The organism is Pseudomonas sp. 43NM1 (assembly GCF_002836905.1).
GTDB classification, from domain to species: domain Bacteria; phylum Pseudomonadota; class Gammaproteobacteria; order Pseudomonadales; family Pseudomonadaceae; genus Aquipseudomonas; species Aquipseudomonas prosekii.
Genome location: NZ_MKGS01000169.1, coordinates 1 through 21466, shown reverse-complemented (window position 1 = coordinate 21466; position 21466 = coordinate 1). Strand labels below are relative to the sequence as shown.

Sequence of the window (21466 nt, the reverse complement as noted above, 5' to 3'; positions counted from 1 at the left end):
GATAGCGACGGCGGGTAATTGCCGGGTGCGACCTGCTCACAACCGTGAGCGACGTTGGTCCTTGCGTACGCCGATTACAAAAGCTCTAGAAGGCCATTTCCAGCTCGGTTTCCCGGGCGAACCGGTGAACTTCGCGTTGGCCGGTGGCAGTGACTTGCAATGCGCGGGAATCGTTGGGCAAGGTCAGCCAGCCGGATTGCAGGAACAGCTGCAACAACGCCGCGCCCAATGAACCGCCCATGTGCGGACGGCGTTCGCTCCAGTCGGGGCAGGCGCAGGCGATTTGCGCGTTGCGATGAGCCAGCGCCTGGACGAACACCCCACGGCTGGCCAGTTGCGTGGCGCCCTTGTGGGTGACGACGACGCGCTGATCGAACTGCTCGATCCACCCGGCATCGAGCAAACGCTGATACAAATCCGCCGCCAGCGTGCCGCCGAGATGGTCATCACATAAACGCGCCTGCAACAGCGACGCCGGTGCCATCGGGCGTTTGAGCATGGGGTTGGCGCGTTTGAGAGTTTCGGGAATTTGCCGTGGCTGGCTGGCGATGCTGGCGCTGGCGAGGGCTTCTACTGCAGCGCCGATTTCCGGCGCAGCGAGGCGGAAAAAGCGTTTGCGCCCGCGCTCTTCGACCTTCAACAGACCGCCGGCCGCCAGGCGTGCCAAGTGTGCACTGGCCGAAGAGGGCGACAGCCCGGCCATCAGGGCCAGCTCCTCGGTCTGCCGCGCCGAGCCATCCATCAAGGCCCACATCATTGCGCTGCGCTTGGGGTCAGCCAGCAACGTGGCGATCTGGCTGATGCAAGGTGCATGTTCCATGTATTCACTCCCTGTGGAATCGTTTCGTCTACTGCTCACGGACATATTGACCAGTAATGGTTCGTCGGCCAAGACGCGATAACTGCCATAAACCGGGCCCGGCAAACCGCCCGGCAGCACGCTGTATCGGGCAACCTCGGGCGACCCCATGGCAGGCACGGCTGATGGTGAACGCGGGCAGGCCGGTTCGGCGTTACAGGCTTCAGGCGGGCGCTAGTATAAGCGCGTTGGCCGTCGGTTCCTGCCCTTGGGAGCCGGCAAGAGGTGATAGTTCCTGACGGAAATTTCGCTATTTGCCTGCGACTAATGATCAACCGCCGAGAATCGCGGAAATTGACTACTCAATTGCGCGCATCGGCTGGCAAGCATCTCGCGTAGAAGGTTCACCGGCTTACTCAATTGTGCGCGATGGGCGCACAGCAAATTCAGCGGTGCGCGCTCGCAAAGCAATTCCGGCAACAGCACTTTGAGGCGACCGGCGAGCACATCGGCGGCCACGTCGAGCCAGGATTTGTAAGCGATCCCGGCGCCCGCGACCGCCCACAGGCGCACCACATCGGCGTCGTCGCTGAAACGGTCGCCGCTGACGGTCAAGCCGACCTCGCGTTTACCGTCATGAAAACTCCAGCGGTCGTGCACCCGGCTGCCGAGCATGAACAACAGGCAATTGTGCTGCGCCAGTTGCTCCAGATGACGCGGTTCGCCGTGCTGCGCGAGGTACGCGGGCGACGCACAGAGCACGCGGCGATTTTCTGCGGCGATTGGCAGCGCCACCAGGCTTGAGTCTTCCGGCTCGCCGTAACGCAGGGCGATGTCCACCGGTTGCCGGAACAGGTCGGCAATGCGATCGCCCAACAGCAGACGCACGGTCAGTTTCGGGTGTTCGCGCTGAAATTCATCCAGCCACGGTAATAGCAAGTTACGCCCAAAGTCCGACGGCGCCGACAATTGCAGAATGCCGCTGACCTGGTCCTGGCCGCTGGCGAGCAACCGCCGGCCTTCATCCAAATTGCTCAGCGCCGCGCGGGCATATTCGAGAAAACCCTCGCCTTCGGCGGTCAGGCGCAAACTGCGCGTGGAACGGGCCAGCAAACGTGCGCCGAGTTGCTGTTCGATGCGCTTGAGCGCCGCACTGGCCACGGCCGCCGACATGTCCATCACCCGCGCCGCCGCCGACAGACTGCCCAAATCCGCGGCCCGGACAAACAACTGCAAATCGTCGAAACGCAGCATCTTCAGCCCCGATTATCAAAAAAATATTGAAAGAGACTGCTCTTTTAGCGGGTTTTATCTTGCCGGGAAATAGCTAATTATCTGCCCCATCGCACATCACGCAGCGTCAGGAGTCGACCATGTCCCAGCCGTTCACCGCTATCGCCACGCTCATCGCCAAACCGGGTCAGCAAGATGCCCTCGAACAACACCTGCGAGCGCTGCTGGCACCGACCCGCGTCGAGGCCGGTTGCGGTCAATACGATTTGCACCAGGACCTCGCCAACCCGCTGGCCTTCTACATGATCGAGCAGTGGAGCAGCGACGAAGCCCTGCAGGCGCATGACGCCAGCGCCCACGTGCAAAACTTTCGCGCCAAGGCCGGTGACTTCCTCGAACACTTCGAGCTCAAGCGCCTGCGCACCTTGAGCTGATTTCTTCCTTTATTACCCTTGCGGAGTTTTTCATGAAAGCCATTGCCTATTACGCCTCGCTGCCGATCAGCGACGCCAAGTCGTTGCAGGACATCGAACTGCCAGAACCGCTCGCCGGCCCGCGCGACCTGCTGGTGGAAGTCAAAGCGATTTCGGTCAACCCGGTCGACACTAAAGTCCGGCAGAACGTCCAACCTGAAAACGGCGCCGCCAAAGTGCTCGGCTGGGACGTTGCCGGTGTGGTCAAAGCGGTCGGCAGTGATGTGACGCTGTTCAAGGCGGGCGACAAAGTGTTCTACGCCGGCTCCATCGCCCGCGCTGGCGGCAACAGCGAATTGCACGTTGTCGACGAGCGCATTGTCGGCCACATGCCGAAAACCCTCGGTTTCGCCGAAGCCGCCGCGTTGCCGCTGACTGCGATTACCGCGTGGGAATTGTTGTTCGAGCGCCTGCAAGTGCGCGAAGGCAAAACCGATGAAGGTCAGAGTTTGTTGATCGTCGGCGCGGCGGGCGGGGTCGGTTCAATCCTCACGCAATTGGCCAGCCAGCTCACTGGGTTAAAGGTTATTGGCACTGCTTCCCGTGAACAAACCCAGAACTGGGTGCGTGAGTTGGGCGCCGATCTGGTGATCGATCACAGCCAGCCGCTGAGCGAAGAACTCAAGCGCGCCGATATTCAGCACGTGACCCACGTGGCCAGCCTGACCCAGACCGATGAGCATCTGGACCAACTGGTCGAGGCTCTGGCGCCGCAGGGCAAACTCGCGTTGATCGACGATCCGAAGTCGCTGGACGTGACCAAACTCAAGCGCAAGAGCCTGTCGTTGCACTGGGAATTCATGTACACCCGCTCGCTGTTTGAAACTGCGGACATGCTCGAGCAGCACAATTTGCTCAACCGGGTGGCTGAGCTGATCGATGCCGGGACTTTGAAAACCACGGTGGGCGAGCACTTCGGCGTGATCAACGCGGCTAATCTGCGGCGCGCGCATGAGCTGCTGGAAAGCGGCAAGGCCAAAGGCAAAATCGTCCTCGAAGGCTTCTGACCGCTCGCCTGCAGGAGCAAGGCTTGCCCGCGAAGGCTTTTAACTGCCGAACCTGTAGGAGCAAGGCTTGCCCGCGAAGGCGTCCTCAAGATCGCCATCGCGAGCAAGCTTTGCTCCCACAAAAGCGGTTCCGCATTTGCCCGCGAAGGCGTTCAAAAGCCGAACCTGTAGGAGCGAGGCTTGCCCGCGAAGGCATCCTCAAGATCGCCATCGCGAGCAAGCTTTGCTCCCACAAAAGCAGTCCCGCATTTGCCCGCGAAGGCGTCCAAACGCCGAACCTGTAGGAGCGAGGCTTGCCCGCGAAGGCGTCCTCAAAATCGCCATCGCGAGCAAGCTTTGCTCCCACAAAAGCAGTTGCAAAAGCAGTCGCAAAAACATTCCCACAAAAAGCAGTCCCGCAGCAGTCCCGCACACAGCCGCGCAAACACTCCTACAAGTCCTACACCGTCAGTCAGATGCTTGCCCGTTGTCACAATTGCGCACTTATTCGGGTCTACAATCGAGGCCTCTGCGACACAGTCTTTTACTTAAGGAGGTCAGCAATGAAGATCCTGATAAAAGAAGTGGCAACATCCCAGTGGCAGGTCCGTCTCGACCAACATGCCGTCACTTTCCGCAGCGAAGCCGAGGCCCGGGCTTTCACCCGCATCCTCGAAGCGCGCCTGCAAGCCCCGCATCAATTCCCCGATCGCCAGCAGCGCGCCGCTGGCTGAGTTCGCGGTCAAGCCTTGGCTTGGGCCAACGCCCGGGCATTTTGCAAACGACGGGTGAGCATCGCCGCGCTCACCACCAGAATCCCGCACAGACTGATGACCATCGCCATCGGCATGGCCGTGCCGTCGTGCAACAACCCGACCAATGTTGCCGCTCCGGCGGCGACGCTGAATTGCAGGCAACCGAGCAACGCCGAGGCACTGCCGGCCCGGGCGCCCTGCCCGTTCATCGCGCAAGCCGAGGCGTTCGGCAGGATGCAACCGAGACTGGCAATGCAAACAAACAACGGAATCAGCAATGGCCACAGTTGTTCCGTGTGCAGCGAGCTGACCGCCAGCAACGACAGGCCCGCCGCCAGGTAAATCCACACGGTGCGCGCCAGCAGGAACGCCGGGCCGCGCTTGGCCAGCATCCGCGCGTTGACCTGCGCCACCAGAATGAACCCCGCCGCGTTGGTGCCGAACAGCCAGCCGAAATGCTCGGCCGGGACGCCGTAGAGTTTGATGAAAACGAAGGGTGAGCCGGCGATGTAGGCAAACATCCCGGCGACGGCGAGACCGCCGGTCAGCGCGTGGCCGAGGTAGATCGGGTCAGCGATCAAGCGGCCGTATTGGCGCAAGGCGCCGGACAAGGGTTGGCGCGGCACCGAGTCTGGCAGGCTTTCCGGCAAGCCGAGCGCCACGGCCACCGCAGCCAGGGCGCTGAAACCGGTGAGCACAAGGAAGATCGACTGCCAGCCGGTGGTGTTGACCAGCAATCCGCCGAGCATCGGCGCGAGGATCGGCGCCAGGCCCATCACCAGCATCAGTTGCGAAAAGACTTTTGCCGAGCCCACCGCATCGCATTTATCACTGACCACCGCCCGCGAGATGACCATCCCCGCGCAGCCGCCCAGCGCCTGGACGAACCGCGCGCCGATCAGCCATTCGAGGTTCGGCGCAAATGCGCAGGCCAGCGAAGCCGCGGTGAACAGGCCGACACCGGTGAGCAGCGGAATACGCCGCCCGAACCGATCCGCCACCGGACCGTAGAGCAACTGACCGATCGACAAGCCGAGGAAATACGCGGCGAGGGTCATTTGCACGTGTTTTTCGTCAGTGCCGAACGCCAGCGCCATCGCCGGGAAGGCCGGCAGGTAGAAATCGATCGCCAGCGGACCAAAAGCGGTCAGGCAACCCAGAATTAAAATGGTACGAAAGTTCATCAGGCATCCAGTTGGGCTTGAGTCGGCAGCCCGACAGTCTAGCGGTGCATGGACGTGTTGAACATTCCGATAGGTCGCTAACTATTAAAAACCGATGAACAAACGCAGTGCCGTAGCCCCGTAGGAGCGAGGCTTGCCCGCGAAAGCAATATTCCGGCTGACATCAATGTTGAATGTGCCGGCCTCTTCGCGAGCAAGCTCCGCTCCTACAGAAGCAGAGCGGTGGGGGTCAGGCGATTTTGGCGTCGTAGCCTTCTTCGGTGATGGCGGCGATGACCTGGTCGCTGGTCAACGCGCTTTCAACGCCGACTTCTTTAGCCGCCAGGTCAACCCGAACGCTGGCCGCCGGATCCTTCGCTTGCAGTGCTTGAGTGATGGCTTTGACGCAGTGGCCGCAGGACATGCCTTGAACGTTGAACACTTGCATGGGATGACTCCTTCAGTGAGGCTTTTGATTGACAGTGCGGGCAGTCTCGACCCTGCCACCATGGCAAGGTCAAGTTCTGCAATCATCTGCCGGGCTGGCATTCGGCGGCGTGCTCGGCCAAGCTGCGTTCATTAATGACTCGACCTCAGGAGATTCAGTCATGCGCTGGTCAGCTCTCAGCCTGTTTGGCTTCCTCAGCCTTTTCGCCGCCCTGCCCTCGGCCAACGCCGCCGGGGAAGATTACGGCGTCCTGATCATTTCCCGCGAGCGCCTGGAAGTGGCGACCTCCTGCGAAATCGGCGTGTACCTCCAGGACCAACTGGCGGCGCGGCTGTTCCAGGAACAGAGCACCTCGTTCAACTTGCCGCCGGGCCCGGTGTCTTTGCGCCTGAAACTGCTGCCGGGGCAGACGCCAGAGTGCAAAGCGGGGATGTTGGCGCCGGGCTCGCAAATCATCACGCTGAAGGCCGGCGACGTGCTGAAGTACCGCATCGCCATGTCACTGGAAGGCATGTTCCTGAAACCCGCCGCCCTCGAATACTGACCTCGAATCCCCTGTCAGCGCGATCCCGTGGCGAGGGGGCTTGCCCCCGTCCGGTTGCGAAGCAGCCGTAAAGCAGCCCCCCAGACCTATCTGATACACCGCGGCTGCAGTTTTTTGGGCCGCTTCGCGACCTGACGGGGGCAAGCCCCCTCGCCACAACAGCCCTCGCCACACCAGCCCGTTGCCACACCAGCCCGTTCCCGCCGTTATATTTTGGTGATAGCCAAATCGGCGCTTGACCTTGCCCGCATGGCAAGGTTGATCCTGTCGGCACTTTCTACAGGGAGCGCGACCGATGTCCGAATCCACCACTTTCGACCTGCCGATTGCCGGCATGACCTGCGCCAGTTGCGCCGGCCGTGTCGAGCGCGCGTTGAGCAAAGTCATCGGCGCCAGCGCCGTCAGCGTCAATCTCGCCACCGAACAGGCGCGCATCCAGGCCCCCAGCGACAGCCTGCCGGCGTTGATGAAGGCGGTTGAGCAAGCCGGTTACAGCGTGCCGCAGCACAGTCTGCAATTAAGCATCGACGGCATGACCTGCGCGTCCTGCGTTGGCCGCGTCGAGCGCGCATTGCGCAAAGTGCCGGGCGTCAGCAGCGTCAGCGTCAACCTCGCCAACGAACGCGCGCACCTCGAACTGCTCGGCCACATCGACCCGCAGATCCTCATCGCCGCCGTCACCAAGGCCGGCTACTCGGCCAGCCTCTTTGAAGTCGACCATCCAGCCACCGACGACCAACAACAGCGCCTGCGCCGCGAGCGGCTGGTGCTGATCATGGCCATCGCCCTCGCGTTGCCGCTGGTGTTGCCGATGCTCCTGCAACCGTTCGGCATGCACTGGATGCTGCCGGCCTGGGCGCAATTTGCGCTGGCCACACCGGTGCAATTTATCTTCGGCGCGCGGTTCTACGTCGCGGCATGGAAAGCCGTGCGCGCCGGGGCCGGCAACATGGATTTGCTCGTGGCCCTCGGCACCAGCGCCGGTTATGGCTTGAGCCTGTACGAATGGGCGACCGCCGCCGGGCGCATGCCGCACCTGTATTTCGAAGCATCGGCGGTAGTAATCGCGCTGGTGCTGCTGGGCAAATACCTCGAAAGCCGCGCCAAACGCCAGACTGCCAGCGCCATTCGTGCCCTCGAAGCGTTACGCCCGGAACGCGCGATTCAAGTCATCGACGGTCGCGAGCAGGACGTGGCGATCAGCGCCCTGCGCCTCAACGATCTGGTCATGGTCAAACCCGGCGAGCGTTTCCCGGTCGACGGTGAAGTGGTCGAAGGCCAGAGCCACGCCGACGAAGCGCTGATCAGCGGCGAAAGCCTGCCAGTGCCGAAACAACCCGGCGACAAGGTTACCGGCGGCGCGATCAACGGTGAAGGCCGCTTGCTGGTACGGACCTTGGCGCTCGGCGCGGAAACCGTGCTGGCGCGGATCATTCGCCTGGTCGAAGACGCCCAGGCAGCGAAAGCGCCGATCCAGAAACTGGTGGATAAAGTCAGCCAGGTGTTCGTGCCGACGGTGCTGCTGATTGCACTGGCAACCTTGCTCGGCTGGTGGCTGTATGGCGCGCCGATTGAGACCGCGCTGATCAACGCGGTCGCGGTGCTGGTGATCGCCTGTCCTTGCGCGCTCGGTCTGGCCACGCCGACCGCAATCATGGCCGGCACTGGCGTCGCGGCGCGCTACGGCATATTGATCAAGGACGCCGAAGCGCTGGAACGCGCCCATGAAGTCAGCGCCGTGGTGTTCGACAAAACCGGAACGCTGACCTCCGGCGCGCCGCGCATTGCGCATTTGACTGCGCTGGACGGCGACGAAGCGGCGCTGCTGCAAATCGCCGGCGCGCTGCAACGCGGCAGCGAACACCCGTTGGCCAAGGCAGTTCTCGATGCTTGCGCCGAACGCAACTTGCACGTCGCCGATGTCAGCGACAGCCAATCGCTGACCGGCCGCGGCATTGCCGGCACGCTTGCGGGTCGGCGCCTGGCGCTGGGCAATCGGCGTCTGCTTGAAGAAACCACGTTGAGTGCAGGTCCCATGGCCGACGCCGCCAGCGCTTGGGAAACCGAAGGTCGGACGCTGTCGTGGCTGATCGAGCAAAGTCCCGAACCGCGCGTGCTCGGGCTGTTCGCTTTCGGCGACACGCTCAAACCCGGCGCGCTGCAAGCGGTGCAGCAACTCACCGCGCGCCACATCAGCAGCCACCTGCTGACCGGCGATAACCGTGGCAGCGCCAAAGTCGTCGCCGAGGCGCTGGGCATCACCGATGTGCACGCCGAAGTGTTGCCGGCCGACAAAGCCGCGACCGTCGCCGAACTGAAGAAAACCGGCGTGGTGGCCATGGTCGGCGACGGCATCAACGATGCCCCGGCGCTCGCCGCCGCAGACATCGGCATCGCCATGGGCGGCGGCACCGACGTGGCAATGCACGCGGCCGGTATCACGCTGATGCGCGGCGACCCACGGCTGGTGCCGGCGGCGCTGGAGATCAGCCGCAAGACTTACGCGAAAATCCGCCAGAATCTGTTTTGGGCGTTCGTCTATAACCTGATTGGCATTCCGCTGGCGGCATTCGGTTTTCTCAACCCGGTGCTGGCGGGCGCGGCGATGGCGCTGTCGAGCGTCAGCGTGGTGAGCAATGCGCTACTGTTGAAAACCTGGAAACCCAAGGACCTGGAGGACAACTGATGAACATCGGCCAAGCAGCCCGCCACAGTGGCCTGAGCGCGAAGATGATCCGTTATTACGAGTCGATCGGGCTGCTCAAGGCCGCCCATCGCACCGACAGCGGCTATCGGGTGTACGGCGATGACGACTTGCATACGCTGGCGTTTATCAAGCGTTCGCGGGATCTGGGGTTTTCCCTGGAAGAGGTCGGCAAGTTGCTGACCCTCTGGCAGGACCGCCAACGCGCCAGCGCCGATGTGAAGGCCTTGGCGCGTCAGCACATCGACGAGTTGAACCAGAAGATCCGCGAACTTGGCCAGTTGCGCGACACCTTGCAAGACTTGGTCGAACACTGTCAGGGCGACCACCGCCCGGACTGCCCGATCCTCAAGGAACTGGCGTCGGGCTGCTGCGCCGAACCTGCGCGCGCCTGAGGGACAACACCTTGACCAGCAGCAAGGTGCCCAGCGGAATGCCGTGGAACAACAGCACCACCGCGCCGGGCGTCCACCACGCGTAAAACGGCGCGGCGATCAGCATGCCGATGCCGAGCCCGGTCATTTGCAGCAGGGTCAGGAAACTGAAAATCGGCAGGCGCAGGTGATCCGGTTCGCGTTGCAGACGCGACATCAGGCCGACTTCGGAAAAGCCATCGCCGAGCCCCGCCGGTAACGAAAACAGCAGCAAGCCGTACAGCGTCTGCTGCTGGAACATCATGATGAAACCGCAGGACATCAGCAGCACGCCGTAAAAAAAGCGCCGTTGCAGGTGGATGTTGTCCGAGCCTTTCATGCGACTGGCGATCCGCGCGCCAATCAGCTTGCCGCTGGCCCAGACCGCGAGCATCAACCCCAGCGTGGTGCTGGCCGATTCGGGGGTCAGCAGTTTGGAAATAATCGGAAACCCGACGTTGTGCGCGGCGCTGCCGAGGGTGTCGGCCATCGACACCGCAAGCATTGCCGCCAGCACCGGCGCCGAGCGCAAACCTTGGCGCAGCGCCGACCACTCGCCGCGTTGATTGGCCGGTTTGACTGGCGCCGCGGCGGGGCGAAAACGTAGCGGCACGATCAACAGTGCGGCCAGCAAATAGGTGATGGCGTTGAGCGCGAACACTGCTTCAAAGCCAAACGCGGCCACCACCAACCCCGCCACCAGGCTGCCCGCGACCATCGCAATTGACGCCGCTGAAGTGATCCAGGCATTGGCTTTGAGCAGATGTTGGCTGTCGATCAGGTTTGGCAGTTGGCTGTTGAGGCCGATGGCGAACATCGAATTGCCCAGGCCCAGGCCAAACGCGATCACTGGCAGCATAAGGGCTTGCTGCGAGACGGGCAGGATCAGCAGCAGGCCGAGGACACTGGCGCGCAGCAAATCAAAGGCAATCAGCGGCAGACGCCCGGAAACCCGGCGGTAGAACGGTGTGCCGATCAGACTGGCAAGGATGCCGCCGGCAACGCGGCTGGCGAGGAAAATCGCCACGCTGATCGCACTGTTGCTCAGCACATAGACGTAAGTCGCCAAGGCAACCATGTTGAGGAACGCGCCGAAATCGGAAATCAGCCGGGCAGTGATGATGAGGTGGGTGTTGCGGCTGGAATTCACATTCAGTCCTTGAGTGTGGGGGGTATTTCGAGGGGCATCAGTATGTGCGAGGACAGCATTGCTGGGAACACCTGCCATCCACTGTGGGTGCGAGCCTGCTCGCGAAAGCGTCGGCACATCCCATATCTCATCCACTGAGCCACCGCTATCGCGAGCAAGCTCGCTCCCACAGGGGTCCTGCGGTGGACGACATTCCTGCATTCACCCACATCAACTGTGGGAGTGAGCCTGCTCGCGATAGCGTCGGCACATCCAACATCTCATCAACTGACCCACCGCATCGCGAGCAGGCTCACTCCTACAGGGGTTTGGCGGTGGGCGACAGTCCTGCATTCACCCTGATCCACTGTGGGAGTGAGCCTGCTCGCGATAGCGTCCGCACATCCAAAATCTCATCAACTGACCCACCGCTATCGCGAGCAAGCTCGCTCCTAAAGGGGATCTTCGGTGCATGGGATTTTGGGGCGCCGACAAAAAACCCGGCCGGAGCCGGGTTTTTGTTTAACCGATCACTGCATCCAGGGTGGCGGCGGTTCTTCGGTTTTGCTCGGTGGCGCGTCGTCAGCTGCGCGTACCGCTTGCTTACGCTCTTCGTCGAGGCGTGCAGCCTCGATTTCGCGAATCACGCCGCCGACGTCCGCCAGTTCTTCCGGCTCGTCGAACTCACCCGTCAGGATGCTCGCCGGGTGCAAGGTGCCGGCTTCATACAGCGCCCACATTTCCTTGGCGTACTTGGTCTTCTTCAACTCCGGGGCAAACCGTCCGAAGTACGAAGCCATGTTGCCGACGTCCCGTTCGAGCATGGTGAACGCGTGGTTGTTGCCCGCCGCATCCACCGCTTGCGGCAGGTCGATGATCACCGGGCCGGTCGGGGTCAACAGCACGTTGAACTCCGACAGGTCACCGTGCACCAGACCGGTACACAACATCAGCACGATCTGGGTAATCAGGAACGCGTGATATTCGCGGGCCTGATCCGGTTCCAGCACAACGTCGTTCAGACGCGGCGCGGCATCGCCATATTCGTCGGCGACCAGTTCCATCAGCAGTACGCCTTCAAGGAAGTCATACGGCTTGGGCACTCGCACACCGGCACCGGCCAGACGAAACAGGGCCGCCACTTCGGCGTTCTGCCAGGCGTCCTCGGTTTCTTTCTTGCCGAACTTGGAGCCCTTGGCCATCGCACGCGCCTGTCGGCTGTTGCGCACCTTGCGGCCTTCCTGGTACTCGGCCGCCTGGCGGAAACTACGTTTATTCGCCTCCTTGTAGACCTTCGCGCAGCGTAGCTCGTTACCGCAGCGCACCACATAAACAGCTGCTTCTTTACCACTCATGAGTGGGCGCAGCACCTCGTCGACCAGACCGTCCTCGATCAGGGGTTCAATGCGTTTTGGAGTCTTCATCAGCTTTTATTGTGGGTCCTTTATTACCAAACACGCGAAAGTCATTCGTTATACGGCAATCCTCGCGCCTCGGGGAGGGGTTGCCGACCTATGAACGTTCCCAACAACAATCTGAAGCACACAATGTGCCGGTTTTATCCGACAAACCCTGCGCCGATTACGACCGATGCAGATCATAGCCGACACGCCGCCATTTGTTGGCGCAGGGATGTGCAGGCATTGGCGACAGAGGCTGACATCTTCGTCCTCGCCGTTCGTAGGTTTTTTCGCCAGAGCGCTTAATTTACGGCGATTGCAGCCGAAATCCTCAGTGAGAAAAGGATTTTTCCGACAATCGTCTCCGACAAAAAAAGACCATGCCGCGCTCAGGGATCCGAGTCGAAGCCAAGGTTTCGAGCAACACCGTTTTCGCCTGCCAATAATCCGCGAGTCATCTGCACTGCGTGGGCCTACAAGAAAATCTGGAGCGCGGATGAACATTAAACAGAAGTTGACCTGGGCGTTTGCTGTCATCGCCTGCTTGCCCGTGGTGCTGGTCGCCACCCTCGTGGTGATGAACTTGCGCAGCGATGCCAAGGACAATTTTGTCGACAGCAGCGGCCGTGAGATTCGTCAGGTCAGCAATGCGATGCAATTGTTTTTCGACGGCATCAGCCAGAACGTCGATTACCTGGCGTCGCAACCGCTGATCAAAAACACCGACGACAGCCTCAAGACCTACATGGCGGCCAATGCCGAGAGCATTGCGCAAGGCGAGATGGACAAAAACGTCTTCGCGGTCTTGCAGGATCTGGGCAACAGCCATCCGTCCTACGCCTACGCAATCGTCGGCACAGCCGCCGGCGGCTATGTGTCGTGGCCGGACGACGCCAAACTCAACAATTACGACCCGCGCCAGCGTCCCTGGTACAAAGCCGCACAAGCGAAACCGGGCAAACCGTTTCGTACCGAAGCGTATTACTGGGCGCAGGACGACGCGACTTACGTCAGCACCGTGCGCACCATCGACAACAAACTGGGCAACAACGGCGGCGTGGTCAGCATCGACGTGACGCTCAAGCAGCTCACGGAAATCGTCAAACAGATCAAACTCGGCGAAACCGGTTACCTGATGTTGCTGGAAAACAACGGGACCATTCTGGTCGATCCGAAGATGCCGGAGCACAACTTCAAGGCACTCGGCAGCCTCGGCGAAGGTTATGCGCAACTGGCCAAGGCCGGCAAAGGTCTGGTGGAAGTCGAGCTCAACGGCGAGCGCTACATGGCCAACGTCTGGCCGTCGGAGCAACTGGGCTGGACCTTTATCGGCCTGATCAAGCAGAACGACGTGATGAGTTCGGCCACGCAACTGACTTGGCTGATCGCGATCATCGCGGCGGTGCTGGCGGTGTTTTTCGCGATTGTCGGCGCCAGTTTCGCCAGCCTCATCGTGCGGCCGATCCGCAGCGTCGCCAGCGGTCTGGAAGGCATCGCCCAGGGCGAAGGCGACTTGACCAAAAACCTCGAAATCCGTGGCAGCGACGAAACCGCGCAACTGGCCAACTGGTTCAACCAGTTCCTCTCGGCGATTCGTAACCTGATCCAAAGCATCGGCGGCGCGGCGAACAGGATTCTCGCCACGTCGCAGAGCTCGACCCAGGTTTCCAGCGACATGGCCGAAGCGGCCGGGCGTCAGCGTGAAGCGGTGGACATGGTGTCCACGGCGTTCCACGAAATGGTTGCCACCGCCAACGAAGTCGCGCGTTCGTGCAGCCAGGCTGCCGAGTCGGCCGACAGCGGTCAGCGCCAGGCGCGTGAAGGTCAGCAACAAATTGATGCGGCGGTGAGCAGCGTTGATCGTCTGAGTCAGGAAATCGAATCGTCGGCGCAGTCGATGCAGCAACTGGAACGCGACAGCAATGACATTCAGTCGATTCTGGGGACCATTCGCTCGATTGCCGAACAGACTAACTTGCTGGCGCTGAATGCCGCGATCGAAGCGGCCCGCGCCGGTGAACAGGGCCGCGGGTTTGCGGTGGTCGCGGATGAAGTGCGCGCATTGGCGAAACGTACTGCGGACTCGACAGCGGAAATCGACGGTTTGCTCGGCAACCTGGCCAAGCGCACCAGCCAGGTGACGCAGCAAATGCACGCGAGTCTGCAAGTGTCGCAACAATCGGTGACGCGGATCGGTGAGGCGCGCAGCAGCTTCGGGCTGATTCGTGAGTCGGTGGATGTGATTCGCGACATGAACACGCAGATTGCGACGGCGGCGGAAGAGCAGCATCAAGTCGCAGAGGACATCAACCGGCACATCAGCCAGATTCATGGCGATGCGCAATTGGTCGCGGAACTGGCGAACTCGGCGCGCCTGGATTCGCAGAGTCTGGCCGGGTTGTCGAGCGAGCTGGATGGGTTGGTTCGACGGTTCCGGACCTGAAAACAAACAGCGCTTGATCGTTCCCATGCTCCGCGTGGGAACGATCACCGCAAACCCAGCAGGAACGAGGCTTGCCCGCGAAGGCTGCCTCACTGGCGAAACAATTCCCCTGGGGTAAACCCGAACAATCCGCGAAACGCCGCAATAAACGCTGACGTCGAGTCGTACCCGCACGCCAGCGCGGCGTTGGTCACGCTGTCGCCCTCCTCCAGCAAACTCAGCGAGGACAACAGCCGCATACGCTGGCGCCAACCACGAAAACTCAAACCGGTTTCACGCTGGAACAGGCGCATCAGGGTTTTCTCCGACGTGCCCATACGCCCCGCCCACGCCTGCAACGTCACCTGCTGATCGGGATTTTCAATCAGTTCGTTGCACAACCCCAGCAGCCGTTCATGCCGGGGCAACGGCAGGGAAAACGCCACTTCAGGCAAATTCGCCAATTGATCCAGCAGCACATTGACCAGCCGCGCTTCCTGGCTGTCGCCCTGCGGATACTCCGCCGGCAACTGGCAAAAGCTCTTGATCAGCTCGCGGGCCAGCGGCGTCACTTCAAGCACCCGACAACGCCCGTCGGCCCACGCGCAATCTTCGCGGCGCACATACAGGCTGCGCATTTCGGCGCGCATCGAGGTGACGACTTGATGCTCCAGATCCGCCGGAATCCAAATGCCCCACTGTGGCGGCGCGAAAAAACTGCCCTCGGCGGTGTGCACGCCGAGCACGCCACTGATGGCGTAAGAAAATTGCACCCAATCGTGGCGATGCGGCGGCGTCCATGAACCGGCATTCAGGCTTTCGACCCGCGCGAATAATGGTCGCGGCAACACTGTGATTGCCGGGATCGAGCGTTCGAGGGAGATTTGTCCGTTGGACGTCATTGGCAGGCCTTATGTCGCAGGACGGCAGATAACGCCGACCTTAGGCCAACTCAACCCTGGCTGACAAACACAATTCCGTTGGCTGGGAAATTATCTCGGGCATAGAGAACATGGCAGCAAGGGAGCTTCTGATAAGGAGGCTTGTGTGGCGAGCGGGCTTGTATGAGGGCTTGTGGGGTGAGCGGGCTTTCATGAAGGCTTGTGTGGCGAGGGGGCTTGCCCCCGTTCGGCTGCGCAGCAGTCGCAAAACCATTCCACGCGGTGTACCTGACACATCGTGGTTTAAGGTTTTGGGGCCGCTGCGCGACCCAACGGGGGCAAGCCCCTTCGCCACAGGTTCTCCACTAATCCAGCCGATTCATGAGCTGAGGCTTAGCGCTCGATGATCGCGGTGACGCCTTGGCCGCCGGCCGCGCAGATCGAAATCAAGCCACGGCCCTTGCCCGCCGCGTCGAGCAGCTTCGCCAGGTTGGCGACGATGCGCCCGCCCGTTGCCGCGAATGGATGCCCGGCGGCCAGCGAACTGCCTTTGACGTTGAGGCGGCTGCGGTCGATCGAGCCCAGCGGCGCGTCGAGGCCGAGGCGGGTTTTGCAATATTGCGGGTCTTCCCAGGCCTTCAACGTGCACAGCACCTGAGCGGCGAAGGCTTCATGGATTTCGTAGTAATCGAAGTCCTGCAATGTCAGGCCGTTGCGCGCCAGCAAGCGCGGCACCGCATACACCGGCGCCATCAACAGGCCTTCGGCGCCGTTGACAAAATCCACCGCCGCCGCCTCGCCGTCGCGCAGATACGCGAGGATCGGCAAGCCGCGTTCCTTCGCCCATTCCTCACTGCCCAACAACACCAGCGAGGCGCCATCGGTGAGCGGCGTCGAGTTGCCCGCCGTCATCGTGCCTTTGGCACTTTTCTCGAACGCCGGTTTCAGCGCAGCGAGCTTCTCCAGCGTCAGGTCCGGGCGTAGGTTGTTGTCGCGTGTGAGGCCGAGAAACGGCGTGATCAAATCGTTGTGCCAGCCTTCGGCATAGGACGCGGCGAGTTTCTGATGGCTTTCCAGCGCCAGTTGATCCTGCTCGTCGCGCGGGATATTCCAGGTCTGCGCCATCAACTCGCAATGCTCGCCCATCGACAGCCCGGTGCGCGGCTCGCCGTTGCGCGGGAATTCGGGGATCAAATGGCCGGGGCGCAATTGCAGGAAAGTCTTGAGTTTGTCGCCCGTGGTTTTCGCGCGATTGGCCTGCAGGAGAATCCGTCGCAGGCCTTCGTTGATGCCGATCGGCGCGTCGGACGTGGTGTCGACGCCGCCGGCAATTGCGCAATCGATCTGCCCGAGGGCGATTTTATTCGCCACCAGCAACGCCGCTTCCAGCCCGGTGCCGCAGGCTTGCTGGATGTCGTAGGCCGGGGTGGTCGGCGACAGCCGCGAGCCGAGCACGCACTCGCGGGTCAGGTTGAAGTCACGGGAATGCTTGAGCACCGCCCCCGCCGCCACTTCGCCAATGCGTAGGCCATGCAGGTTGTAGCGTTCGATCAAACCTTCGAGCGCTGCGGTGAGCATCGCCTGGTTACTGGCGGTGGCGTAGGGCCCGTTGGAGCGGGCGAAAGGAATCCGGTTACCGCCAATAATCGCGACGCGGCGCAGCTGAGTCATGAAAAGCTCCTTGTGAAAATCCGAAAATTAACCAAACCCTGTGACCAAACCCTTGTGGGAGCCGAGCTTGCTCGCGATGGCGGTCTGCCAGACAAAATTGCGCTGACTGACACATTGCATTGCATCGCGAGCAAGCTCAGCTCCCACAAGGTCCGCATGTCGCCGAAAGGCCTGCTACACATCAATCATTGGTGATCAAGCGTAGGCCTTATCTCGTGGATCGAACGACTGATCGCCATTCATGGTCCACACTTTGAACCCCAGCTATCGGAGAGCGTTCCATGTCAGACCGTTATATCGACTTCGCCAATTCGTCCGTCGGCCATCGTTTGGTCGGGGCCCTCGGCTTGCCGTCGCCGGTTCGACTGGAGCGCTGGCAAGCCGGGCGCCTGCGGCCCGTCGAGGGCGCACTGCTGCTTGGCGGCGGACCGCTGGCGGAAAAAGTCGGCGCCTTCGCCAACCGCCTGACCGACGCGATTTACAGCTACGGCACCGAGCCGTCCCTGGCCACCGCGTGGATTCCCGGCCACGGCCCGAAAATCAAAGCCGTGGTGTTTGATGCCAGCCAACTGCTGCAAACCGAACACCTCAAGCAACTGCGCGAATTTTTCCAGCCGCTGATGAAAAACCTCGATCACAGCGCGCATCTGGTGATTCTCGGACGTGATCCGCAACACCTCAGCGACCCGTTTGCCGCCAGCGCCCAGCGCGCACTGGAAGGTTTCAGCCGTTCGCTGGCCAAGGAATTGCGCGGCGGCGGCACGTTGCAGTTGATCTACGTTGGCGACGGCGCCGAGGATCAACTGGAAGGCCCGCTGAGGTTTTTCCTTTCACCGAAAAGTGCGTTTGTTTCCGGTCAGGTGATTCGCCTGAGCGCGTGCGCGACGCCGGTTGAAGACTGGACGCGGCCATTGTCCGGGCGCAAAGCGCTGGTCACTGGTGCCGCACGCGGGATCGGCGCGTCCATCGCCGAAACCCTCGCCCGCGATGGCGCCGAGGTGATTCTGCTGGATGTGCCGCAGGCCAAAGCCGACCTCGAAGCGCTCGCCGCACGCCTCGGCGGGCGCAGCGTCACCCTGGATATTTGCGCCGACGACGCCGCCGCGCAGTTGATCGAGCACCTGCCGGACGGCATCGATATCGTCGTGCACAACGCCGGCATCACCCGCGACAAAACCCTGGCCAACATGACCCCGGAATTCTGGGATGCGGTGCTCGCGGTCAACCTCAATGCGCCGCAAGTGCTGACCAAAGCGCTGCTCGACGCCGGGACCTTGCGCGATAACGGCCGGGTGATTCTGCTCGCCTCGATCAGCGGCATTGCCGGCAATCGCGGGCAAACCAATTACGCCGCGAGCAAGGCCGGATTGATCGGTTTGGCCGAGTCCTGGGCGCCGTTGCTGCACGAACGCGGGATCAGCATCAACGCCGTGGCGCCGGGGTTTATCGAAACCCAGATGACCGCGCACATTCCGTTCGCCCTGCGCGAAGCCGGGCGTCGCATGAGTTCGCTGGGCCAGGGCGGTTTGCCGCAAGACGTCGCCGAAGCTGTGGCGTGGCTCGCGCAACCGGGCACCGGCGCGTTTACCGGGCAGGCGCTGCGGGTTTGTGGACAAAGTGTTTTGGGAGCGTAGCGATGACGATCGACTGGCAAACTCTCGACCGCGAACCGAGCCTGTCCGCGCTGTATGTGCACGCGGCGACCCGACGAAAAATCACCGGCACCACTTTGCCCGACAAGGGTTTGCGCTGCTGGGTCGACGTTGATCCACAAAGCCTGACGGCCTATCGCAAAGTCTGCGGTTTCGCCGACGACGGGCTGCTGCCGCCGACCTATCCGCACATTCTGGCGTTTGCCTTGCAGATGCAATTGCTCACGGCCAAGGAGTTTCCGTTCCCGTTGTTGGGGCTGATACACCTGAGCAATCGGATTCGGGTGTTGCGACCGATGGGCGCGGTGAGCCGTGCGCGGGTCAGCGTTCAGGTGCAGAACCTGCAAGCGCACGCCAAAGGTGCGACGTTCGATCTGATCACCACGCTGGACGATCAGTTGGGCACGTTGTGGGAGGCTGAAAGCCGGATGTTGTGTCGCGGGGTCAAGCTTGAGGGCGAGCCGGTCGAGGATGAAGTGGCCGCGACGCTGGAGCTGATTGAAGTGGCGCACTGGAAGGCGCCGGCAGACATTGGTCGGCAGTACGCCAAGGTCTCGGGGGATTACAACCCGATCCACCTCAGCGCCGCGAGTGCCAAGCTGTTCGGCTTTCCCACGGCGATTGCCCATGGCTTGTGGAACAAGGCGCGCACGCTGGCGGCGCTGGCCGAGCAGCTGCCGACGGCGAACGTCGAAATCGCCGTGCAGTTTCACAAACCGGTGCGGTTGCCCAGCGAGGTGACGTTGCTGGCGAGTGCGGCGGCGTCGAGTGGCGATTTGCGTCTGGTGGGCGCCGGGGACTTGGAGCACATGCTTGGCCACTGGCAACCGCTGACCTGATGATCGTTAAAGATCGTTCCCACGCGCATGGGAACGATCACGGCCCCCCTGTAATTGCGACTATATCCAAGGTTTTCTCCCCTCCCTCGCCCTGCCCTGTAGAAAACTCCGCTCGTTGATTTGCAACGACTTTCACTGAAACCAATCCGCCGATTTACGCCCTAGGTATTAGTCCTTAGGGCGCATTCGCCTGCGCTACATGAAAGGCTTAATACCAACTTGAGAATGGCCACGAAGCACCGCCGGGATTGAGATACAGGCAACGGACGAAGGTATTGCCGGCGACAGAACCGGCCAGCCATCGAAGACAGCGAACGTTGTTTCAGGTGCAAGGAATCACTCTCATGAAAACTCAAGTGTGGTGCAAATCGGCAATAGCAGTGGCATTGATCCTTTCTCTCGGCCTGACCGGTTGCAGCAGCGGCGGTGGCGGTCATCGCAGCACGTCCGGCAGTTCCTCAGCTGGCGCGACGGATACCGCCGGTGGCAGCGGCGCCGGTAGCGGTGCAACTGACGGCACCGGCGGCACCGGTGGCGCGGCGGGCGGAACTGACGGGACGGCGGGAACTGGCGGGACCGATGGGACTGGCGGAACTGGCGGAACTGGCGGTGGAACGGACGGCACCGCTGGAACAGGTGGCACGGGCGGCACTGGCGGTGGCACGGATGGCACGGGTGGTACCGGCGGCACTGGCGGAACTGGCGGTGGAACGGACGGCACTGCCGGAACTGGAGGAACTGGCGGCACTGGTAATACCGGCGGAACCGGCGGAACCGGTAGCACTGGCGGCACTGGCGGAACCGGCGGCACTGGCGGCACCGATGGCCCTGGCGGAACTGACGGCGGCACAACCGTCCCGACGTTGGTCACCAGCACCGTCGTCTCCGACCTCGGTAAAACCATTAGCGGCGTGGGCGATGGCGTCACCGGCATTGGTGATTCAACCGCAAACCTGCCCGTGGTCGGCGGCGTGGTGCAAAGCGCCCTCACTACCACCGGCAATGTCGTCAACAGCATCGGTGGCGGGCTCGACACCGGCCTCGGCCAACTCGGCAAAGATCCTATGGCCATGACCAAAACCACCGCCATCGTCGGCAACGTGGTGTCCGATGCCGGCAACGGCGTCACCGACATCAGCGGCAAACTGGCCACGGCCACCAGCGCGATTCCACTGGTCGGCGGTGTCGTCAGCAAAGTCACGCCAGTGCTCGGCGGCGTCGGCGAAAAAGTCAGCATGCTCGGCGATACCTTGAACGTCGCCACCAGCACCGGTCCGCTGGGCACCCTGTCCAACGGCGTCGGCAACAAAGTGCTGGTGCCCGTCGTGACACTGACCGAAGGACTGGTCAGCAAAGTCGGCAGCGCTACCGGCCTGGGTAATCCGGTGAACACGCTGGTCAGCAACGTCAGCACGGCAGTGGCTGATTTGGGCGGCAAAGTGACTGCGGCCGGCAACGGCAACCCAGTGACCAATCTCGCGGGCACAGCGTTGACCAACGTCGCGACCACCGCCGGAACGGCCGGTGGCCTGGTGGCGAGCACTGGCCCCGGCGGCCTCGGCAACTCGGGGCTGCTGCAAACCGTCGGCGGTGCAGTGGCGAACGTCGGCGCGGGTCTGGACGCCGGCAATACCAATGCGGTGGTCAGCGCAGGTGGCGTCAACCTCGGCGCAGTCGGCGGCGCGGTGGCATCGATTGGCGGCGCACTGGGTGGCTCAAGTGCGCCAGACCTGGCGCCGACCGCTGCACTCGCCAGCGTCGGCGGCACGGTAGGCGCGGCACTCAACCCGGTCACCAGCGGCGTCACTGCGGTGACTCAACAAGTCGGCGCGGCCACCGGCCTCGGCGCTCCGGTCAATGGCTTGCTGACGCAGGTGGGCGGCGCGGTCAGCAGTGTCGGCAGCAACGTTGCGGCAGCGGCGCCGAGCCCGGTGGTTGCGGCGGTGGGCAACAC

Annotated in this window: 18 protein-coding genes and 1 pseudogene; 11 read left to right on the top strand and 8 right to left on the bottom strand. The window is 62.2% G+C overall.

Annotated elements, in window-relative coordinates:
* Positions 1-85: 85 nt before the first annotated feature.
* A complete protein-coding gene (locus tag BI292_RS21115; protein ID WP_092273756.1) occupies positions 86-820 on the bottom strand; it encodes a helix-turn-helix transcriptional regulator in 735 nt (244 codons plus the stop codon).
* Positions 821-1123: 303 nt separating this feature from the next.
* Positions 1124-2053 carry a LysR family transcriptional regulator gene (locus BI292_RS21110; RefSeq protein ID WP_092273760.1) on the bottom strand — a complete coding sequence of 310 codons (930 nt, stop codon included), beginning with the start codon at positions 2051-2053 and terminating at the stop codon, positions 1124-1126.
* A gap of 119 nt (positions 2054-2172) precedes the next feature.
* Here BI292_RS21110 and BI292_RS21105 point away from each other — a divergent pair, with 119 nt between their 5' ends.
* From BI292_RS21105 to BI292_RS28960, 3 genes are all read left to right on the top strand, one after another.
* Positions 2173-2466: a putative quinol monooxygenase gene (locus BI292_RS21105; protein ID WP_092273763.1), complete on the top strand. Its 294-nt coding sequence runs from the start codon at positions 2173-2175 to the stop codon at positions 2464-2466.
* Between the two features lie 32 nt (positions 2467-2498).
* Positions 2499-3512, top strand: coding sequence for a zinc-binding alcohol dehydrogenase family protein (locus BI292_RS21100; RefSeq protein WP_092273766.1), 1014 nt, complete (start codon positions 2499-2501; stop codon positions 3510-3512).
* A gap of 542 nt (positions 3513-4054) precedes the next feature.
* The gene (locus tag BI292_RS28960) at positions 4055-4225 is read left to right on the top strand and encodes a hypothetical protein (protein WP_178076609.1); all 171 of its coding nucleotides are present in this window, start codon (positions 4055-4057) and stop codon (positions 4223-4225) included.
* An 8-nt stretch (positions 4226-4233) separates the two neighbouring features.
* On the opposite strand, the gene BI292_RS21095 is transcribed toward BI292_RS28960, so the two are convergent.
* Both BI292_RS21095 and BI292_RS21090 read right to left on the bottom strand, forming a co-directional pair.
* Positions 4234-5430, bottom strand: coding sequence for a multidrug effflux MFS transporter (locus BI292_RS21095; RefSeq protein WP_101209041.1), 1197 nt, complete (start codon positions 5428-5430; stop codon positions 4234-4236).
* Positions 5431-5659: 229 nt separating this feature from the next.
* A complete protein-coding gene (locus BI292_RS21090) occupies positions 5660-5857 on the bottom strand; it encodes a cation transporter (protein ID WP_092273773.1) in 198 nt (65 codons plus the stop codon).
* 160 nt (positions 5858-6017) lie between these two features.
* Here BI292_RS21090 and BI292_RS21085 point away from each other — a divergent pair, with 160 nt between their 5' ends.
* From BI292_RS21085 to cueR, 3 genes are all read left to right on the top strand, one after another.
* A complete protein-coding gene (locus tag BI292_RS21085) occupies positions 6018-6401 on the top strand; it encodes a hypothetical protein (RefSeq protein ID WP_092273776.1) in 384 nt (127 codons plus the stop codon).
* A gap of 295 nt (positions 6402-6696) precedes the next feature.
* Positions 6697-9087: a heavy metal translocating P-type ATPase gene (locus tag BI292_RS21080; RefSeq protein WP_101209040.1), complete on the top strand. Its 2391-nt coding sequence runs from the start codon at positions 6697-6699 to the stop codon at positions 9085-9087.
* A complete protein-coding gene (gene cueR / locus BI292_RS21075; protein ID WP_090175934.1) occupies positions 9087-9500 on the top strand; it encodes a Cu(I)-responsive transcriptional regulator in 414 nt (137 codons plus the stop codon). The genes BI292_RS21080 and cueR overlap by 1 nt, the downstream gene beginning before the upstream one ends.
* Here the strand turns inward: cueR and BI292_RS21070 are convergent.
* On the bottom strand, positions 9454-10668 hold the full coding sequence (locus tag BI292_RS21070) for an MFS transporter (RefSeq protein ID WP_101209039.1): 1215 nt from the start codon (positions 10666-10668) through the stop codon (positions 9454-9456). The genes cueR and BI292_RS21070 overlap by 47 nt on opposite strands.
* A 509-nt stretch (positions 10669-11177) precedes the next feature.
* The gene (locus tag BI292_RS21065) at positions 11178-12071 is read right to left on the bottom strand and encodes a PA4780 family RIO1-like protein kinase (protein ID WP_092273789.1); all 894 of its coding nucleotides are present in this window, start codon (positions 12069-12071) and stop codon (positions 11178-11180) included.
* Positions 12072-12237: 166 nt separating this feature from the next.
* Between BI292_RS21065 and BI292_RS29530 the strand changes: the two are divergent.
* Together BI292_RS29530 and BI292_RS29525 are read left to right on the top strand one after the other, a co-directional pair.
* Positions 12238-13632 (top strand): annotated as a pseudogene (locus tag BI292_RS29530) (cache domain-containing protein); the annotation flags it as partial.
* 90 nt (positions 13633-13722) lie between these two features.
* Positions 13723-14490: a methyl-accepting chemotaxis protein gene (locus tag BI292_RS29525; RefSeq protein ID WP_371918745.1), complete on the top strand. Its 768-nt coding sequence runs from the start codon at positions 13723-13725 to the stop codon at positions 14488-14490.
* An 89-nt stretch (positions 14491-14579) separates the two neighbouring features.
* Here the strand turns inward: BI292_RS29525 and BI292_RS21055 are convergent, their stop codons facing one another.
* Entirely contained in the window at positions 14580-15371 is a 792-nt protein-coding gene (locus BI292_RS21055; protein WP_101209037.1) for a helix-turn-helix domain-containing protein, read from the bottom strand.
* Positions 15372-15743: 372 nt separating this feature from the next.
* Positions 15744-17021 (bottom strand): acetyl-CoA C-acetyltransferase, encoded by a 1278-nt coding sequence (locus tag BI292_RS21050; protein ID WP_101209036.1) that lies wholly within the window; start codon positions 17019-17021, stop codon positions 15744-15746.
* A 281-nt stretch (positions 17022-17302) separates the two neighbouring features.
* On the opposite strand from BI292_RS21050, the gene BI292_RS21045 reads away from it, so the two are divergent.
* From BI292_RS21045 to BI292_RS21035, 3 genes are all read left to right on the top strand, one after another.
* Entirely contained in the window at positions 17303-18655 is a 1353-nt protein-coding gene (locus BI292_RS21045; RefSeq protein ID WP_092273801.1) for a 3-oxoacyl-ACP reductase, read from the top strand.
* A gap of 2 nt (positions 18656-18657) precedes the next feature.
* The gene (locus BI292_RS21040) at positions 18658-19512 is read left to right on the top strand and encodes a MaoC/PaaZ C-terminal domain-containing protein (RefSeq protein WP_101209035.1); all 855 of its coding nucleotides are present in this window, start codon (positions 18658-18660) and stop codon (positions 19510-19512) included.
* A 344-nt stretch (positions 19513-19856) separates the two neighbouring features.
* The coding region (locus BI292_RS21035) for a collagen-like triple helix repeat-containing protein (protein ID WP_101209034.1) at positions 19857-21466 on the top strand (1610 nt) is incomplete at its 3' end.

Excerpts from the sequence above, each read along its gene's own strand:
- BI292_RS21050 (WP_101209036.1), bottom strand. The coding sequence starts at position 17,021 with ATGACTCAGCTGCGCCGCGTCGCGATTATTGGCGGTAACCGGATTCCT.
- BI292_RS21090 (WP_092273773.1), bottom strand. The coding sequence starts at position 5,857 with ATGCAAGTGTTCAACGTTCAAGGCATGTCCTGCGGCCACTGCGTCAAA.
- BI292_RS21065 (WP_092273789.1), bottom strand. The coding sequence starts at position 12,071 with ATGAAGACTCCAAAACGCATTGAACCCCTGATCGAGGACGGTCTGGTC.
- BI292_RS21110 (WP_092273760.1), bottom strand. The coding sequence starts at position 2,053 with ATGCTGCGTTTCGACGATTTGCAGTTGTTTGTCCGGGCCGCGGATTTG.
- cueR (WP_090175934.1), top strand. The coding sequence starts at position 9,087 with ATGAACATCGGCCAAGCAGCCCGCCACAGTGGCCTGAGCGCGAAGATG.
- BI292_RS21055 (WP_101209037.1), bottom strand. The coding sequence starts at position 15,371 with ATGACGTCCAACGGACAAATCTCCCTCGAACGCTCGATCCCGGCAATC.
- BI292_RS21100 (WP_092273766.1), top strand. The coding sequence starts at position 2,499 with ATGAAAGCCATTGCCTATTACGCCTCGCTGCCGATCAGCGACGCCAAG.
- BI292_RS21040 (WP_101209035.1), top strand. The coding sequence starts at position 18,658 with ATGACGATCGACTGGCAAACTCTCGACCGCGAACCGAGCCTGTCCGCG.
- BI292_RS21105 (WP_092273763.1), top strand. The coding sequence starts at position 2,173 with ATGTCCCAGCCGTTCACCGCTATCGCCACGCTCATCGCCAAACCGGGT.
- BI292_RS21115 (WP_092273756.1), bottom strand. The coding sequence starts at position 820 with ATGGAACATGCACCTTGCATCAGCCAGATCGCCACGTTGCTGGCTGAC.
- BI292_RS29525 (WP_371918745.1), top strand. The coding sequence starts at position 13,723 with ATGGCCGAAGCGGCCGGGCGTCAGCGTGAAGCGGTGGACATGGTGTCC.
- BI292_RS21045 (WP_092273801.1), top strand. The coding sequence starts at position 17,303 with ATGTCAGACCGTTATATCGACTTCGCCAATTCGTCCGTCGGCCATCGT.
- BI292_RS21095 (WP_101209041.1), bottom strand. The coding sequence starts at position 5,430 with ATGAACTTTCGTACCATTTTAATTCTGGGTTGCCTGACCGCTTTTGGT.
- BI292_RS21080 (WP_101209040.1), top strand. The coding sequence starts at position 6,697 with ATGTCCGAATCCACCACTTTCGACCTGCCGATTGCCGGCATGACCTGC.
- BI292_RS28960 (WP_178076609.1), top strand. The coding sequence starts at position 4,055 with ATGAAGATCCTGATAAAAGAAGTGGCAACATCCCAGTGGCAGGTCCGT.
- BI292_RS21085 (WP_092273776.1), top strand. The coding sequence starts at position 6,018 with ATGCGCTGGTCAGCTCTCAGCCTGTTTGGCTTCCTCAGCCTTTTCGCC.